The sequence below is a fragment of the Bacillus sp. PK6-026 genome (assembly GCF_054161455.1).
In genome coordinates this window covers 1,218,369-1,236,392 of record NZ_CP096418.1, presented here as the reverse complement: position 1 = coordinate 1,236,392, position 18,024 = coordinate 1,218,369, and the positions used below count along the sequence as shown (strand labels likewise).

Sequence of the window (18,024 nt, the reverse complement as noted above, 5' to 3'; positions counted from 1 at the left end):
CGGACGCCGCCTCATATTTATTTTTTCTCGTATGTCCAGCCCTCTTCCTGATAGATTTTATCCTGTTTCATCAGATGGCCGAGCGCCCTTTTAAATGCTGCTTTGCTCATGTTGAAGCGCTCTTTGATATCCTCAGGGTCGCTTTTATCCCAGAACGGCATCGCGCCGTTTCTCGTTCTCATATAAGTCAAGATTTGTTCTGCATCAACCGACAAGGCATCCTGCTTTCTTGGCAGAAGCGACAGATTAACAGAACCGTCTTCTTTTACTTTGATCACCCTTGCGGTCAGCTTTTCCCCAAGCCTCGGCTCTTCCTTTCGCTCAGAAGAATGGATAAAGCCTCTGATGCCGGTTTCGGAAATCATAAAAGAGCCTGATGCGATCAAGCGGTAGATCGTTCCGGTGAGCTCTTTATTCATCAGACCGGGTGAAGCTTCACTAAACAGCTCGCTGATCTTATCCTCCGGCGCCGGTTTGGCAAACATCCTTCCGTGCCCCGTGATTTTCAGCATACAGTACAGCCTGTCCCCTTTTTGCGGCCATACTGATTCATACGGCGGGAGATGCTCTGTCGCAACGAGGGCGTCCTTCGAGAGCCCGACATCGACGAAAACCCCCATGCCGCTGACGGCATCAACGACTTCCACCCAGCCGTACTGTTCAGCGCTGATCATCGGCTTTCTCATCGTAGCCGCCAAGCGATCTTCATGATCGGCATATAAAAAGACATCGACCTCTTCTCTGTCTTCAATATCCTCCGTGATCTCGCTCTGATGCAGAAGGACCGCCGTTTCGCCGTCCGTCAAAAAGTAACCGTAATCGGCTTTATGATCTATTTTCAATGTTAGCTGCTGTCCTGGTTTCATACTGTTTCTTCCTTTCTTATCGGCCTGTTTTTCTTTTTCTTATTATTCCTCCAATGTTAAAATTATTGCCGGATCGCGGCCAGGCAAACCGCTCGATATTGGAAGTTTCACCTTATTCTACTATAATTGACTCATAAGTAAAATGGATGGAGGTTTTCACATGGCGAAAGAAAGCTCATTTGATATCGTCTCAAAGGTTGAACTACCTGAAGTTCAAAACGCAATTCAGACCGCTCTCAAGGAAATCGGCACACGCTATGATTTCAAAGGGTCAAAAAGCAGCATCACACTCGAAGGAGACGAGCTCGTTCTCGTATCGGACGACGAATTTAAAATGAACCAGCTGAAAGACGTGCTTGTCGGCAAACTGATCAAGCGGAACGTCCCGACGAAAAACATCGAATACTCAAAGCTTGAGAACGCTTCAGGCGGCACGGTCAGACAGCGCGGAAAACTAGTTCAGGGCATCGACAAAGAAAACGCGAAAAAAATCAATAACCTGATAAAAAAATCGGGTCTGAAAGTTAAATCGCAAGTGCAGGATGATCAAGTCCGCGTAACCGGAAAAAATAAAGACGACCTTCAGCAAATCATCGCGATGGTGAGGGAAGCCGACCTGCCGATTGATGTCCAATTTATAAATTTTCGATAAATTCTTAATTTACTGTTGATTATTCTCCCGATTTTCGGTAAATTGAGTAAAAGTAATCAATAGAAACTAAATAGCTGTTCTTATCAAGAGAGGCAGAGGGACTGGCCCGATGAAGCCTCAGCAACCGGTGAATGAATATTCATGACCAAGGTGCTAAATCCAGCAAGCAGTCTGCTTGGAAGATAAGAAGACGGACAACTGTCGATGAAAAGTCTTCTGCTTCACAGAAGACTTTTTTGTTTATCAAAAATGCTTAAGGGGGAAAACGATGGGTTTTTTGGAGGATATAAAAAGCAAAACGTTAATCGCGGACGGCGCAATGGGCACACTTCTGTATTCCTACGGGATCGACAGGTGTTTTGAGGAACTGAACATCTCCAAGCCCGAAGAAGTGAGACGCGTCCACGAAGCGTATGTACAGGCCGGCGCCGATATTATTCAAACGAACACGTACGGCGCAAACTTCATCAAGCTGTCCAGATACGGGCTCGAAGACGAAACAAAACAAATCAACGAAAAAGCGGTCCGTCTCGCCCGCTCCGCCGCCGGTTCTGCTTATGTTCTCGGTACGCTCGGCGGAATCCGGACGTTCAACAAAAACTCGTATTCTCTCGAGGACATTAAAAGAAGCTTCCGCGAACAGCTCTATCTTCTGTTAAATGAGCAGCCGGACGGACTTCTGCTCGAAACCTATTATGATTTAGAAGAAGCGCGCGAAGTTTTAAAGATTGCCAGAAAGGAAACAGAGCTGCCGATCATTTTGAATGTCTCAATGCACGAAGAGGGCGTTCTTCAGGACGGAACCCCGCTTGCGGACGGTCTGAAGCAGCTGGCATCCCTCGGCGCAGACGTCGTTGGCATCAACTGCCGCCTCGGCCCTTATCATATGATCAGAGCGCTTGAAGAAGTCCCGCTTTTAGAAGACGCCTATCTTTCCGTCTATCCGAACAGCAGCCTCCCGTCCCTTGTCGAAGGCAGGCTTGTTTATGAGACAGATGATGAATATTTCAGGGAAAGCGCGGAGGAATTCCGCAATCAAGGCGCACGGATCATCGGCGGCTGCTGCGGAACCACGCCGAACCACATCAGGGCGATGGCTGAGGCAGTCAAAGGGCTTCCTCCAGTCACCGAAAAGCACGTGAAAATCAGAAAGAAAGCGGCGCTTGCTGTTCAAAACGAAAGGACAGAGCCCGTTCTCGACGATCTGGCCAAGCAAAAACGGTCCATTATCGTCGAACTCGATCCTCCAAAACAATTAAACTTTGAGAAATTTTTGCACGCCGCTAAAGAGCTTCAATCAGCCGGAATCGATGCACTGACATTGGCGGACAACTCGCTTGCCACACCGAGGATCAGCAATGTCGCCTGCGGCGCGCTCTTAAAACAGCGCCTCGATATGAGGTCGCTGATCCATATTACATGCAGAGACCGCAACCTGATCGGCCTGCAGTCCCATCTAATGGGGCTCGATACACTGGGGCTGTCAGACGTGCTGGCAATTACCGGCGATCCGTCGAAAATCGGCGACTTTCCGGGAGCGACTTCCGTCTATGATCTGACATCGTTCGATTTGATCAGCCTGATCAAACAGTTTAACGAAGGCTTGTCATATTCGGGTAAACCGCTCGGCAAGAAAACAAATTTCTCAGTGGCGGCCGCCTTCAATCCGAATGTCAGACACATTGACAAAGCGGTGAAACGGCTTGAGAAAAAAATCGCCTGCGGCGCAGACTATTTCATTTCCCAGCCTGTCTATTCAGAGGAGCAGCTCATCAAAATCCACGAAGAAACAAAGCATCTTGAAACACCGATCTATATCGGCGTCATGCCGCTGACCAGCAGCCGCAACGCGGAATTCATCCACAACGAAATCCCCGGCATCAAACTGTCCGATTCAATCCGCGAAAAGATGGCGCTGGCGGGAAATGACAAACAAAAACAGGCCGAGGAAGGGCTCGCGATCGCCCGCTCCCTGCTTGATGCGGCGTGCGACCTGTTCAACGGCATTTATCTGATCACACCGTTTTTGCGGTCTGATTTAACCGCCGAACTGACGGCATATATCCACCAGAAAGAAAAGGAGAAAACAAATGTCTAACATCAATGACCAGCTGAAGAAAAAAATCCTCGTCCTTGACGGTGCGATGGGAACGATGATCCAGAATGCCGGTTTGTCCGCCGCTGACTTCGGCGGCGAGGCCTATGAAGGGTGCAATGAATTTCTAAGCATCACGGCACCTCATATCATTCAGGGCATCCACGAAGCCTATCTGGCCGCTAAAGCCGATATCATCGAAACCAATACATTCGGAGCCACACGGCTCGTTCTGGACGAGTACGACCTCGGGCAGCGCGCCTATGAAGTCAACCTCGCTTCAGTCAACCTCGCCAAAGCCGCCGCCGAAAAGTTTTCCACACCTGAATGGCCAAGGTTTGTCGCCGGCGCGATGGGTCCGACGACAAAAACCCTTTCCGTCACCGGCGGCACGACCTTTGACGAGCTGATCGATAATTACGAGGAACAGGCAAGAGCGCTGATCACAGGGGGAGCCGACCTCTTGCTGCTCGAAACGAGCCAGGATATGCTGAACGTTAAAGCGGGCTTTATCGGTATCAGACAAGCCTTCGAAAAAACCGGCAAAACCCTTCCCCTCATGGTATCAGGCACGATCGAACCGATGGGCACGACACTGGCCGGCCAGGATATCGAATCGTTCTATATCTCACTCGAGCATATGAAGCCGGTCAGCGTCGGTTTAAATTGCGCGACGGGCCCGGAATTTATGACAGATCACATCAGAACCCTTTCTTCCCTTGCGAGGACGGCCGTCAGCTGCTATCCGAATGCCGGCCTCCCCGATGAGGAGGGACAATACCATGAATCACCGCAATCGCTCGCGAAAAAAATCAAGGCGTTTGCAGAAGAAGGCTGGCTGAACATTGTCGGCGGCTGCTGCGGAACGACGCCCGCCCATATTGAAGCGCTGGCCGATGAAGTAGCCTCGCTGCCGCCGCGGACGGTCCCTTCGGAAAAAAAGCCGCACACCGTCTCAGGGATCGACGGACTAATTTATGAAGAAACGATGCGTCCCCTTTTTGTCGGGGAGCGGACAAATGTCATCGGATCGAGAAAATTCAAGCGGCTGATCGCTGAACAGAAATTTGAGGAAGCATCCGAAATCGCGAGAGCCCAAGTGAAAAACGGCGCCCATGTCATCGACATCTGCCTTGCAGACCCGGACCGCGATGAAGCGGAAGATATGGAAGGCTTCTTAAAAGAAGCGATGAAAAAAGTAAAAGCCCCGTTTGTCATCGACTCGACGGACAAAACGGTGATTGAAAAGGCGCTGAAATACTCACAGGGAAAAGCGATCATCAATTCGATCAACCTTGAAGACGGCGAAGAACGGTTCGCTGACATCCTCCCGCTCGTCAAACAGTTCGGAGGGGCACTCGTCGTCGGCACGATCGATGAAGAGGGAATGGCGGTCACCGCGGAAAAAAAGCTGGCCGTCGCCGTCAGGTCGCATCAGCTGCTCACCGAAAAGTACGGAATACCGGCCAGCGATATCATCTTCGATCCGCTCGTCTTCCCTGTCGGAACAGGTGATGAACAATACATCGGCTCAGCTAAAGAAACGATCGAAGGCATCCGCCTCATCAAAGAGCGGCTCCCTGAATGTTTAACGATTCTCGGCGTCAGCAACGTCTCATTCGGTCTTCCGCCCGTCGGCCGGGAAATCTTAAATGCTGTATTCTTGTACCACGCAACACAGGCCGGGCTTGATTACGCGATCGTCAATACGGAAAAGCTTGAGCGGTTCGCTTCCATTCCTAAAGAAGAAGTCGAAATGGCTGAAAAACTTCTGTTTCACACTGATGACAAAACGCTCGCATCCTTCACTGACTTCTACCGCGGAAAGAAAAAAACGGACAAACAGCCGAAAACATCTCTTTCCCTGGAAGAGCGCTTGGCTGAGTACGTCATCGAGGGTACAAAAGAAGGCTTGATTCCCGATCTCGAACAAGCGTTGAAAAAATTTGCCGCCCCGCTCGACGTGATCAACGGTCCGCTTATGGACGGCATGGCGGAGGTCGGACGGCTGTTTAACAACAATGAGCTGATTGTCGCTGAAGTGCTGCAGTCGGCAGAAGTCATGAAAGCTGCCGTTTCCTTTCTCGAACAGTATATGGAAAAGAAAGACGACAGCGGCAAAGGAAAGATCGTTTTGGCAACCGTTAAAGGCGATGTCCATGATATCGGCAAAAACTTAGTCGACATCATTTTAAGCAACAACGGCTACAAGGTTGTCGATCTTGGGATTAAAGTGACACCGCAGGAATTAATTGAAGCGGTCCGCAAAGAGAATCCCGATATCATCGGTCTGTCCGGCCTGCTCGTCAAATCGGCGCAGCAAATGGTCGTTACAGCGCAGGACCTCGACAAAGCGGATATTTCCATCCCGATTATGGTCGGCGGAGCCGCGCTTTCAAGAAAGTTCACGAACATGAAAATTTCGCCTGAATATAAAGGGCCGGTTTTATACGCGAAGGACGCCATGGACGGCTTATCGCTCGCCAATCAGCTGCGGACGGACCCGTCGCAGTTTCTCGAGAAAAAAGAAGCCGCTGCACCCGCCGCCGTCGCGGAAAAAAAGCAGACGAAAGCCGTGATTGAAATGCTTGAAAAACGGGCGCACGTTCCGCAGGCGCCGGTCTTTCAGCCGGAAGACTTGAAGCGGCACTATTTGAAAAATATCGACCTTTCCTATATCGTGCCGTATGTCAATGAACAAATGCTGCTCGGCCATCACCTCGGCTTGAAAGGAAAAGTCAAAAAACTCCTGGCTGAACAGCATCCGAAAGCACTGGAGCTGAAAGAGCTGATTGACGAGTTGCTGAGAGACGGGAAAGAGCACGGCTGGTTCGACCCCGCCGTCGTCTATCAATTTTTCCCCGCGTACAGCGACGGGGATTCGCTCCATATTTTAGACCCCGGGAACAAAGACAGCATCCTTGAAACGTTTGTTTTTCCTAGGCAGGAAAAGCTTCCGTACCGCTGTATTTCCGATTATGTCCGACCGAAAGGAGAGCTCGATTATGTCTCGTTCTTTGCCGTGACAGCGGGCAGACATGTAAGAGCAGCCGCAAACCGCTTTAAGGAGGAAGGCGACTACTTGAAAAGTCATGCGGTACAAGCGCTTGCTCTTGAGCTGGCCGAAGGACTCGCCGAACGGACGCACCAAGTTATCCGCGACCGCTGGGGCTTCCCTGATGCACCAGACTTCACGATGGAACAGCGTTTTCAGGCGAAATACCAGGGACAGCGCTACTCCTTCGGATATCCGGCCTGTCCGAATCTCGAAGATCAGGAAAAACTCTTCAGACTCATCCAGCCCGAAGGAATCGGCGTTCATTTAACAGATGGCTTTATGATGGAGCCCGAAGCTTCCGTATCAGCGATCGTTGTCTCCCATCCGGAAGCCAGATATTTCAATGTTCATTAACCCGAAGACCCTGCTTGCCGTTTGCGGCCTGCAGGGTTCATTTTGTATGGACGTAACATATGCCGCGAATACTTCAGGATTTATAATGAGCAACAATGGATTCAGCCATGTTGAGTATCTTCCCGTGCAGTTCTTTAGGTTCAATAATCCTTATGTGCTCTGCGAACCCGAGTATATACCTTTTCGCTTCTTCTTCCGTATCAAAAGATAATGTAACGGGGATCCACCCCTCCTGATCGACCTCATTTGTTTCGATGATCCGCACAAAATAATTGGTAAACGACAGCCTCGGCAAGATGTCCTGCGCCGCCTTCACCCGCACTTCATACGTCGGCAGCCTTTCGATAAATTCCTTTATTGAAGACTGCCATACGTGAGCAATATCAAAGTTTTCGGGCCTTTCAAATGTTTCGCAGACAGGAGTGGCAGAATGAATCCGTGAAGCCCTGTAATTTCGAATCTCCCCATTTTCTTTAGATGCAATCAGATACCAGTTTGACCCTTTAGCTACCAGTCCAAGCGGTGCTACAATTCGATCAGCTGTTTGTCCATCTGCCCGCTGATAAACGATTTTTAATTTTTGATCTTTCCATATGGCATCTTTCAGCACTTCAAAGGATGCTGCTTTTTCTTTCTTATGGCGCCATGCACGGGTATCAATATATATTCGGTTCCACACGTCTTTTGCGTTTTGACGATATACCGAAGGCAGCGAGGCTATCAGTTTATTTCGGGCTTCTTCGGATATGCGGGTTAATCCGAGATCGTCCAGCAATTGTTCAGAAAGCGGGACAAATAATGCGCGTATTTCAGATTCTTTTAAACCGGTTAAAGTGGTTTGGTAATCATCAAGCAATGACCAGCCTCCGTTAATCCCGCGCTCGGCCACAACGGGAATTCCAGCTCCGCTTAACGCTTCCATATCTCTGTAAATCGTCCGCTCCGAGACTTCCAGCCTTTCCGCTAATTCTTTCGCCGTCATTTGTCCCTGCGCCTGAAGCATTAAAAGAATAGATATCAGTCGATCTCCTCTCATATGACCACCTTTTTTTATCAATGGATGAACTTATTTAATAAAATATGACAATGGTTGTCAAGATTCAGCTTTTATAATGAGCATATCTTTTATAATGAAAGGAATGGGATGAATGAAACCGCTGAAAGGAAAAACCGCTCTCGTAACAGGTGGCAGCAGAGGCGCCGGCCGCGCCATCGCTGTCGAACTTGGAAAAGCCGGTGCAACCGTGTATATGACAGGCCGCAGTATCAGGGGGGCTTCCACGAATCAATGGCCCGGTACAATTGATGACACCGTGTCACAAATTGAAGCTTCCGGCGGAAAGGGTATTGCTGTAAGATGTGATCATACGAACGATTCAGAAACAGAGGCTGTCATCGCTAAAATTCGCGAAGAACAAGGAAAACTGGATATCTTGATCAACAATGTATGGGGTGCGCACGATCTGGGTGTCGAGGCAAAGCCTTTTTGGGAATTGTCATTAAAAAATTGGGATACGATGTTCACCGCAGGGGTGCGCGCCCAGCTGGCGACGAACCACTTCGCCGTGCCGCTCCTTCGCGAAAATAAACAAGCTCTTATCATTCATACGACCTTTTGGGATGAGAACAAATACACCGGACAGTTTTATTACGATTTGGCCAAGAACGCCATCGTCCGGATGGCGTACGGTCTTTCATTGGAATTAAAACGGGACAACATTGCCGTTCTTGCCGTTTCGCCGGGATTTATGAGAACCGAACTTGTGCTGAAGTACCATGAATCAGATGAGGCGGATTGGCAGGAGTCAGAAGATTTAAGGAAAACCGAAACGCCTTATTATGTCGGACGCGGAATCACAGCATTGGCCAAAGATCCGGATGTGATGGAGAAAAGCGGACGTGCGTTAAGAGTTGGTGATTTAGCCAAAGAATATCAGTTTACAGATGTGGACGGACGGTATATTCCGCCATTTACGATATAGGGATTAGGGATCGCCTCTCGGGGGAAATGATTCTTTAAAGGCAGATCAGGTGAAGGTGTTTATCCTGCTTTGATCGTTTCCGCCAACGTTATATAATGGAATGACAGTCATGGTTTCAACAGCACGCGGAATTTCGTTCGCCCAATCTGAACTGCAACTGAAGGAGGAATCATATGATTGAAGTCAAACCTATAAACGCGGAAGATACGTATGAGATCAGGCACCGCATTCTCCGGCCGAATCAGCCGCTGGAAGCATGCAAGTATGAAACCGATTTGCTCGGGGGCACGTTTCACCTCGGCGGATATTATCGGGACAGGCTGATCAGCATCGCCTCCTTTCATCAAGCCGAACATTCAGAGCTTGAAGGCCAAAAACAGTATCAGCTGAGAGGGATGGCGACACTTGAAGGGTACCGCGAGCAAAAAGCGGGCAGTACGCTTATCCGCCATGCCGAAGAGCTTCTTCGGAAAAAAGGCGCAGACCTTTTATGGTGCAACGCCAGGACATCTGTGAGCGGGTACTATAAAAAGCTCGGCTTCAGCGAACAAGGCGGGGTCTACGATATACCGCCGATCGGACCTCATATTTTGATGTATAAGAAATTGACATAAAAAACCCCCGCCGGAAGCGGGGCATTCTCTGCCGCATGAGCATTAAAGCTTTGCGGCCTCTTTTTTAAATTGCGCAAGCGCGTTTGTCACTTTTCCGAATTCGGAGGCATGCGGGCGGTCATCTCCGTCCTTATAGCCGTAGTCGACCATCCGGTTTCTGTTGAGGCAGAGCTTCGTCAATTCCGGCTTGAATAAGTCGAACAATTCGAAGCGCTCATGCAGTTCAGGGAATCTCTGCTGATATTCCAAAATCGCATCAGCCAAAGCTTTCCACAGGCGCTTTTCAGGAAGCAGACCGTCATTTTCCAAAATGTTGGCCACATAGCGCAAATGGCAAATGAAAAGCCCTGTAAAGATAAACTGCACAAGCCCTTCCGGCGGCTCGCTTCTGAGAATGACTTTTAAATCTTCTGTCAAACCGCTCAGTTCAGGCAGCGGCTGGTCGCTGATATTGACGTCATCTACAAAATCTTTAATCGCCAGCCTGTGCGGCTGATAATCTTTTAAGACGAGAATCGTATTTTGTCCGTGCGGCGAAAATACGGTTCCGTAGCGGTACATGAAATGCAGAAGCGGCGGCATCACGGTGTTAAACAGCTTTCCGATCCACTCCTCCGCTGACAGCTCCGACTTTTCGATCAGGCGCCTGATAAACGGCACGCCGCCTTGATCAATGTATGTTAAAGAAGCGAGCGTAACAGGCTGCTCTCCATCTTCCAAATACGTATAAATGCTTTCTCTGAAAATAGCGCCGAGCATTTCCAAATATTGATACGGGGCTTTTTCAAGAGCATGATAGTATTGGTGATCAACGTTCAGACTGGCATTTTCGCCCGGCAGGATCACCCTGCATTCATCTTTTAGAAATGCGTCGTTTTCGGCGATCCCTTTAATATGCTCAGTAATTCTCGGCGCGATCACCGTCCGCTCCGACGGCAGTCCTCTGTATACAAGCGTATTTAAAATGCTCATCGGCAGTTTAATATGATGCTTGTGTTTGTTTGTGATGTTTGTAAAGGTCCTGATCGACTGCTGCGGCAGGTACTCGTCTCCGCCTTCCCCTAAAGGAATGATCGCTTTTGAAGCAATTTCTTCCGGAAACTGCTGAATGATCGTATTTGTCCACTGCCATTTGTGGACGGGCAGATAATAATAGTCTTCACTGGCTGCGTCCTGCTTTTCTATCACTTTAGCGAACTGCCTTAAAGTCAGCTCATCAAGCTCTTTATGAATCAGCGTTTCATAATCGAGTCCTTCAACTGAGTGGAATGACGCGGTCTCTTTGTGTACAGCGATCCACAGCAGCCGTTCGGCTCTCTGATTTTCCGGTGCAAACCGGAGGTAGTCATCATAGCCAAAACCGATTCTTCCTTTGTTGTAGACGATCCACGGATGGCCTGTCATCTCGCCTTCAATGACGGCATAATCGGCTTCGGTCAGCTCGTCAGCCGTAAGCGCATCCTTTGCCAAAAGATGAGCATCCGCCAGCATCGTATGGTTGAACTCTTTGATCAAATGCCCCGCTGTTTCCGGACTCATCGGGATATGCGGCTGGATATCGAGGAGAAATTCAATCGCGCTCACTTGTTTTGTCCATTGTCCGCTCTTGAAGACTTCAATCGTCTCCGGCATCGCGTCAAAACTGTCAAACATGCGGGGTTTGGCGGTAAACCGGTACACCTTATCCTCCGCCGTTCTCAGCTCATACCGGTTGATGCCGTCTTCAGTTTCAATGAAATCGGGCTTGATGATATCCTCATACATATACTCAGAAAGCATCTTCGCCAGTAATCGCCGATTGACTTCTGTCCACCTGTCCGGATTGAGGACCCTCTTTAATTCATCTTGAAACAACATGAAAATGCCTCCTTTATTAGCCGTTTGGCACCGCGGTTTTTTCGGTGATTCCTGTTCCGAATGTCTGGAAAACCGTTTTGTGGCTGACGTTGTATACTTCTCTCCCGGCTAGCTGATTGATGATCACCGAGTTCCGGTAAGCGCCGAGTCCCAGGTCAGGCGCTCCGACGCCGTGCGTGTGCAGCTCTCCGTTTTGAACGAAAATATGGTTTTTTGATGTTGCAGCTGTCACCAGTCTATAGTCGCGCGTAATGACATAGCGGCCGCCCGCGTCCTTTTCAATCAGGCTGTCAACAGGTGCCAGACACTCCGGCAGCCTCTCTTTATAGCCCGTCGCCAGGACGACCACATCTGCCTGCCGCTCAAACCGTTCTTCATTCACCCGGTTTGCGCAGTGCAGAATCAGCGTTTCTCCATGCTGTTCGATCTGCTTGACTTCTGTCATGGACTGAAGATCAAAAGCCGCTTCCCGCCCTCCGCAGGTCCGCTCATACAGAAGATGATAAATATCGCTGATCGTCTTCGCGCTGATTCCTTTATAAAGGAGATCCTGCTGCGTTAGCAATTCATCTTTTTTCCACTGTGGAAGCTGATAGAAAAAATCGATATAATCAGGCGAAAAATATTCGAGCCCGAGGTTCGAATATTCCATCGGGAAGAAGCCTTTTGAGCGGGTGAGCCAGCTGACATGCTCCGCTTCATCTTCACCGACGAGGTCATAAAACACCTCGGCTGCGCTTTGACCGGAGCCGACGACGGCCACCCTTTTCCCTTTAAATCCGTCGGGCTTTCTCATTAAATACTCAGCTGAATGGAACACCGAGCCTCCCAAAGCGTCTGAGAGCGTTTCGGGAACGTGCGGGCCCGTCCCAATGCCAAGCGCAACATGCCTCGTGTAATAAACGGCTTCCCCGCCGTTTTCCCGATTCACGACCCGCACTTTAAAAAGCGCCTCCGGATTCGATTCAATGAGCGATATGCTTTCAACATTCATCCCGAAGCGGCACGAGTCAAGCTGTTCTGCCACCCAGCGGCAGTAGTGGTTGTATTCCTTTCTCGGAATATGAAAGTCTTCCAGAAAATAAAAAGAATACAGACGGTTATGCTGCTGGAGATAGTTTAAAAAGCTGTATTCGCTTGTCACATCGGCCATGCTCACCAAGTCGGCCAAAAACGGCACCTGCAGTGTCGTCCCTTCAATCAGCATGCCGGGATGCCAGTTAAAGCTTTCATTTCGTTCAAAAAACAGCGCATTAATCTCAGGCACGGAATCGGCTAATGCGGCAAGACCGAGGTTAAACGGCCCGATGCCGACGCCGATGACATCATATACATCAGTGGCTCTCTTTGTAGAGTTCATCTTTTTTCCCCTTTTCAAAAAAACGTTCTCGTTCGCAAAACATCAATAATCCGGTTTTATCAGGGAGATTCACAGGTTTAATCGGGCGAAACCCGCATTTTTCAAAAACATGAATCATTTTTTTGTTGCGGATATCCGGCTCTGCGATGACCTTTTTTGTGTTAGGCTCGGCAAATTGCATACAGACCATCGCTTTTAAAAGCGGAAGGGCCAGCCCTTTTCCCAAGTACTCTTTTTCTCCGATCAACAGGTGGATGCCCTGGTCAAAAGGTTCATTGTCAAAGTGGTGTTCAATGACGTCCCCCTTGACCCAGTACGACTCCCAGTAGCTCATGGGCACACCGTCGATAGAGCCGATGTACAGCGTTTGGTGGGGGTCTGTGATGGCCTTGTGAAAATGGTCTTCAAATTTTGCAAACGGCATGTTTAAATGCCAAAACGGGATGACGTGCTCCTCCTGCATCCAGCGATAGACGAGCGATACGTCTCTTGCATAGTCCGCTTTTTGAAATGTGATCCGGTCATTCATTGGACGGCCGCCGCCTCCTTTAACAGCGGATTGCCGACAGACGTATAGCGAGACTGGGTTTCAAGCGAGCCCGTCAGCTCATCCATGTCGTAAAATCTCGTCAGCAGATTGGCCTTGCACGGAAGCTCCGAAAACCGAAGCAGGCTGTCCGTCAACTCAGTGATGCCGTAAATGTGTTCCGCTTTTTCAAGCCGCTCTCTGATCATGGACAGGAGCGTTTCTTCCCGGATCAGCCCTTCGCAGCCAAACCCGTTCACCAGCCCAAACAGATGGTTGAAGAAGAAATAATAGCGCAGTCTCTCAACAGCCACGCCGTCCGTGCAGATCGTCTCGCTCCTTTCGCTCAAGTCTTCGATCAGCTTGGAAAGAATCCCGGCTTTTGATTCGCTGTAGTAATAGCCTTGATTATCCCTGTAGTAAAACGTCTCCGGATAGCCGTTTTTTAAGCGGATAACGGCGTTTTGCTGGTGCGCTTCAATCGCCAGCCCGTATGTTTCAAACAGCCATAAAACAGGCTCTAGCGAAATGGATAAATATTTGTCAAACCAATCAATGCTCACTTCTTCCGTTGTCCGCCCTTCTTTTAACGCCAGCCCGCGGATCACAGAGGACAGCCGTGACTCTTTCCCGAAGGCGTGATCTTGGCAAAGCCCGGCGACCAGACATGCAGAACGGTCGTCTTCATAAAACGGATTCTCCCTGATCACGACTTCAAAGCCGGACTCCCCGTTCTCCCCCCGAATCGAGATGTAGGCAGGATCTGTGATAACGCGAAAGCCCGGAAACTCCTGTTTTAACCTTTGACCGAGTTCTGTCTGAAGCAGCCGGGCCATTTCAACACCTCTGTCCAATTCTTTCTGCTTGTTCACACGAAGCGAATTCGTGATTTTGATCGGGACTGAGAATTTGTACATATAGCGCGAGTGCTTGCTGTAAACCGTGCGGACGGAGGATGTCGCCGTGAACGTCCTGCCCTTTGCACCGAGATATGTAAGGAGACCTTGATCGATCAATTTTTGAACATACGGCTCCTCCAGCAAAGCTCTCGCCTGGAGCGGGTGTGCGGGAAGAAGCGCAAAATCCGGATCGGCCGTTTGCTCGTCTAGCCACGCATTATCAATCATCGGGTCGTTTCTCAATTCCTCTTGTATGACTAGCGGCGCTTTTGTTCCTGTACTTGAATCGTGCAGAACGAGCGAGGCATGCGCCTTAAAGTAATGAAGCTGAAACTCCCCTTTCAATTCAGGTGAGAAAATGTTTTCCTCTTCAGGTTTCATGCCCTGCCTGCTTTTTGGCGTCGGGTGCATCAGATGACCGAGCAAGAGCGACTGCTCCGCTTCGATAAACGTAAAATCAGCGCGGCTAAGCTCATTTTGATCACCGGCCCGTTCTTCCACATAACGGCTGATATTGCGGCAGCTCAAAATGACTCTGAGCAAGAATTCATCCTCGGCACCCCCGCGGTTTTGCTGAAGAAGCAATTCTTTTGAAGCGAGGGAGACGAGCGTGACATAGTCGAGCGGAAGCGGCTTGTTTTGGGTTGTTTGATAGTAAAGCGGAAAAGAGAAAAGGTGCCTTCCCGTCTTCGACCAGTACTTGATCGGAACGATCAGCTCGATTTGCTGGCGTTTTAGCGGAACAATCAGCGTTTTTTGAGAGCCGTCCGCGATCTCACGGGTTTTGATGCCGGTTTCACGCAAATAGCAATTTAAAAAACTTTGAATCGTAGCGTTTTCTGCTATTTCTTTAAATGAACTCATCTTGTTATCCTCCTGCTATTCGTATAAAGACTTGCCAGCTCTTGAATCCTGCCGAGAATGTCGTCAAGATCCGAAAGCGTCGTCCGCGGATTCAGCAGCGTGAATTTTAAATACGTTTTCCCGGCTGCTGCCGTCTTGGCGATCACCGCCTGTCCCGTTCTGAACAATTCTCTGTGGATACATTTATTCAAACGGTCGTTCTCTGCGTCGTCTTCTGAGGCGAGGTAGCGGAAGACGACAGCGTTCAGTTCAGGGTGCGGATTTAGCAGTTCGAACCGATCGCTTGCTGAGATTTTTTCCGCTGTCGCTTCGGCCAATGCGAATGTCCAGTCAATCATCTCTGCGAATGTATCTTCTCCAAGCACACGCAGCGAGACAAACAGCTTTAAAGCGTCAAAGCGCCTCGTCGTCTGAATCGATTTATTGACGAGATGAACGATTCCCTCCGCTTCATCCTCTTCAGGATTTAAATAATCGGCATGATAACCAATCAAGCGGAAATGCCTTCTGTCTTTGACAAGAAAAGCGCCGCAGCTGACCGGCTGATAAAACTGCTTGTGGAAGTCGACGCTGATGGAGTCGGCCCTGTCGATACCGGCCAATTTATAGCGGCGGGTTCTGCTCAAAATCAACGCCCCTCCATACGCGGCATCAACGTGAAGCCAAAGCCCGCCGGCATGCGCGGCATCCGCAAGCTCGGAAAGCGGATCGATGCTTCCGAAGTCCGTCGTACCGCATGTGGCAACAATCGCAAATGGATGTAAGCCCGATTCCTCAAGCAGCGTTGTTTTTCGCTTTAAATCGTAAAGGCTCATCCGCTTTTCATCATCTGTATCGACGAGTACGACGGCGCGCTCTCCAAGTCCGAGCTGGGAAGCCGACTTTTTCACGGTAAAATGAGCATCCTTTGAACAGAGGATCCGCAGCCTGTCCGCTTCCGGCGGCAGTCCGTCCTTCTGTACGTTCCAGTTCCACTGCTTTTCACAGAAAGCATCGCGGGCCAACAGAAGTCCCATGTAATTAGACTGTGTGCCTCCGCTCGTAAATGTTCCGTCAGCATCCTTTCCGTACTCGAACTTTCGGCAAAGCCACTGCACCATTTCTTCCTCGATCAATGAAGCCGCTCCGCTTTGATCAAACGAATCCATCGACTGATTCAGCACACTGATCAGCATCTCTGCAGCGAGTGCCGGGATGAGCGGCGGACAGTGCAAGTGTGCGGCGCATTTTGGATCTTCAACATGAATCCGGTGCGGCAAATAGGCTTCTTTTAGATCAGCGAGAACATCCGCAAGCGGTTCTCCCGCTTCCTTAAACGAAAACAAGTTTTTAATTTCGTGCTTTAATTCATTCGGCATCTTCCCGCTGTAGGGCTTCATTTTATTTTTCCAATCGGCCCACAGCGTCTCTACAGCGGCCTCGGCCGCGTCACGGTATGCTTTGATCCCCTGTTCGCCGTTGTACATAAACAGGGAATCAAAGTTTTTCTGTTTACTTGACTGCTTCATAGACGGCCTCTCTGAAGATCGTGATGATATCGTCGATTTGCGCCTCTGTTACGATGAGCGGCGGCAAGAAGCGGATCACGCTTCCATGGCGTCCTCCCGTTTCAACGATCAGTCCTTTTTCAAAGCATTTTCTTTGAATCACGCTTGCAAGCTCCGCATCAGCCGGATAGCTGCCGTTTGCGTTTTGTTTTTTATGCGGTGCGACAATTTCGGCGCCGATCATCAGCCCCCGTCCCCGGACATCACCGATTTCAGGAACGTGTTCCTGAATGTCTTGCAATTCCTGCATGAGCTTCGCGCCGACTTTTTCTACATGTGACAGTACATCGTGCTCTTTTATATATTTTAACGTTGCACTTCCGGCCGCCATCGCCATCTGGTTCCCTCTGAATGTGCCGATATGCGCCCCCGGTCCCCACTGATCAAGGTCTTGATCATAGATGACGACAGACAGAGGGAGGCTTCCGCCGATCGCTTTTGAAAGGACGATGACATCCGGTATAATGCCGGCATGCTCGAACGCAAACATTTTTCCGGTTCTGCCGATGCCGGTCTGCACTTCATCAATGATTAGAGGGATTCCGCGTTCTTTTGTGATCCTTCTCATTTCTTTTATCCATTCAGCCCGAGCCGGAACTGAGCCTCCTTCTCCTTGTACGGCTTCAAAGATCATCCCGGCCGGCTGTAAAATTCCGCTTTCCGGATCATCCAGCATATTTTCGATATATGCGCTCGACAGCTTGTGGCTCGCCTCTCCTCCTCTTCCAAACGGGCAGCGGTATTCATACGGATATGGCAGGAAATGCACATCAGGCATAAGTCCCTGGACATTTTCCTTTGGAGATAAATTACCGCTCAGCGCCATCGTTCCATGAGTTGCACCATGATAGGCACCGTGAAACGACAAGATGGTTCTTCTCCCCGTTGCCGTTTTGACAAGCTTGAGAGCGGCTTCGATCGCATCGCCGCCGGTCGGACCGCAAAACTGAATCTTCGCCCGTTTGGCAAACGCCTCAGGAAGGCTTGCAAATACTTCGCTGACAAACTCTTCTTTGATTTCCGAAGTGATATCAAGCGTGTGCAGCGGGCGTTTTTCATCAAGCATTTTTTGAATCGCTTCAATCACAACTGGATGATTATGACCAAGCGCAAGCGTCCCCGCTCCTGCCAGGCAGTCATAATATTGCTTTCCATCCGCATCAGTCACCAAGACACCTTCCGCGGTTTGCATGGCGAGCGGAAATCTTCTCGGATATGAACGCGCATTAGACTCTCTTCTATTTTGCTGCTCCAAAAACACTTGATTTTTAGAACTCGTTTGTACAGGCATAGAAAGCATTCCTCCAATTGATAAAGATTATCATTTTCAATGACAAAAAAAGTGTATAT

Annotated in this window: 13 protein-coding genes and 1 riboswitch; of the genes, 5 read left to right on the top strand and 8 right to left on the bottom strand. The window is 49.5% G+C overall.

What is annotated here, in order from left to right; all coding sequences use genetic code 11:
• Window positions 1-17 precede the first annotated feature (17 nt).
• Window positions 18-866, bottom strand: coding sequence for a CvfB family protein (locus M1D59_RS06185; protein WP_458117880.1), 849 nt, complete (start codon window positions 864-866; stop codon window positions 18-20).
• A 160-nt stretch (window positions 867-1,026) separates the two neighbouring features.
• Here M1D59_RS06185 and M1D59_RS06180 point away from each other — a divergent pair, with 160 nt between their 5' ends.
• The 3 genes from M1D59_RS06180 to metH all read left to right on the top strand — a co-directional run bounded on the left by M1D59_RS06180 (window position 1,027) and on the right by metH (window position 7,025).
• Window positions 1,027-1,518 carry a YajQ family cyclic di-GMP-binding protein gene (locus tag M1D59_RS06180; protein ID WP_003180528.1) on the top strand — a complete coding sequence of 164 codons (492 nt, stop codon included), beginning with the start codon at window positions 1,027-1,029 and terminating at the stop codon, window positions 1,516-1,518.
• A 77-nt stretch (window positions 1,519-1,595) separates the two neighbouring features.
• A riboswitch (SAM riboswitch) is annotated at window positions 1,596-1,707 on the top strand.
• A 79-nt stretch (window positions 1,708-1,786) separates the two neighbouring features.
• Window positions 1,787-3,616 (top strand): bifunctional homocysteine S-methyltransferase/methylenetetrahydrofolate reductase, encoded by a 1,830-nt coding sequence (locus tag M1D59_RS06175; protein WP_035338980.1) that lies wholly within the window; start codon window positions 1,787-1,789, stop codon window positions 3,614-3,616.
• Complete coding sequence (metH, locus tag M1D59_RS06170; protein WP_458117879.1) at window positions 3,609-7,025, top strand: methionine synthase; 3,417 nt, start codon at window positions 3,609-3,611, stop codon at window positions 7,023-7,025. The genes M1D59_RS06175 and metH overlap by 8 nt, the downstream gene beginning before the upstream one ends.
• A gap of 73 nt (window positions 7,026-7,098) precedes the next feature.
• On the opposite strand, the gene M1D59_RS06165 is transcribed toward metH, so the two are convergent.
• Window positions 7,099-8,061: a helix-turn-helix transcriptional regulator gene (locus M1D59_RS06165; protein WP_328032885.1), complete on the bottom strand. Its 963-nt coding sequence runs from the start codon at window positions 8,059-8,061 to the stop codon at window positions 7,099-7,101.
• Between the two features lie 112 nt (window positions 8,062-8,173).
• On the opposite strand from M1D59_RS06165, the gene M1D59_RS06160 reads away from it, so the two are divergent.
• Window positions 8,174-9,007, top strand: a complete 834-nt coding sequence (locus tag M1D59_RS06160; RefSeq protein WP_095290001.1) for a dehydrogenase/reductase SDR family member 1 — start codon at window positions 8,174-8,176, stop codon at window positions 9,005-9,007.
• Between the two features lie 173 nt (window positions 9,008-9,180).
• Window positions 9,181-9,621, top strand: coding sequence for a GNAT family N-acetyltransferase (locus M1D59_RS06155; RefSeq protein WP_020450903.1), 441 nt, complete (start codon window positions 9,181-9,183; stop codon window positions 9,619-9,621).
• Between the two features lie 42 nt (window positions 9,622-9,663).
• Here the strand turns inward: M1D59_RS06155 and M1D59_RS06150 are convergent, their stop codons facing one another.
• From M1D59_RS06150 to M1D59_RS06125, 6 genes are read right to left on the bottom strand one after another with little or no spacing between them, the layout of a single operon-like run.
• A complete protein-coding gene (locus M1D59_RS06150; RefSeq protein ID WP_458117878.1) occupies window positions 9,664-11,478 on the bottom strand; it encodes an IucA/IucC family protein in 1,815 nt (604 codons plus the stop codon).
• A gap of 16 nt (window positions 11,479-11,494) precedes the next feature.
• Window positions 11,495-12,838 carry a lysine N(6)-hydroxylase/L-ornithine N(5)-oxygenase family protein gene (locus M1D59_RS06145; protein WP_020450901.1) on the bottom strand — a complete coding sequence of 448 codons (1,344 nt, stop codon included), beginning with the start codon at window positions 12,836-12,838 and terminating at the stop codon, window positions 11,495-11,497.
• Complete coding sequence (locus M1D59_RS06140; protein WP_144497771.1) at window positions 12,813-13,367, bottom strand: GNAT family N-acetyltransferase; 555 nt, start codon at window positions 13,365-13,367, stop codon at window positions 12,813-12,815. Before M1D59_RS06140 ends, M1D59_RS06145 begins: the two co-directional genes overlap by 26 nt.
• Window positions 13,364-15,127: an IucA/IucC family protein gene (locus M1D59_RS06135; protein ID WP_144497770.1), complete on the bottom strand. Its 1,764-nt coding sequence runs from the start codon at window positions 15,125-15,127 to the stop codon at window positions 13,364-13,366. Before M1D59_RS06135 ends, M1D59_RS06140 begins: the two co-directional genes overlap by 4 nt.
• Window positions 15,124-16,635 (bottom strand): pyridoxal phosphate-dependent decarboxylase family protein, encoded by a 1,512-nt coding sequence (locus M1D59_RS06130; protein WP_268489636.1) that lies wholly within the window; start codon window positions 16,633-16,635, stop codon window positions 15,124-15,126. Before M1D59_RS06130 ends, M1D59_RS06135 begins: the two co-directional genes overlap by 4 nt.
• On the bottom strand, window positions 16,619-17,965 hold the full coding sequence (locus M1D59_RS06125) for an aspartate aminotransferase family protein (protein WP_035338991.1): 1,347 nt from the start codon (window positions 17,963-17,965) through the stop codon (window positions 16,619-16,621). The genes M1D59_RS06130 and M1D59_RS06125 overlap by 17 nt, the downstream gene beginning before the upstream one ends.
• Window positions 17,966-18,024 lie beyond the last annotated feature (59 nt).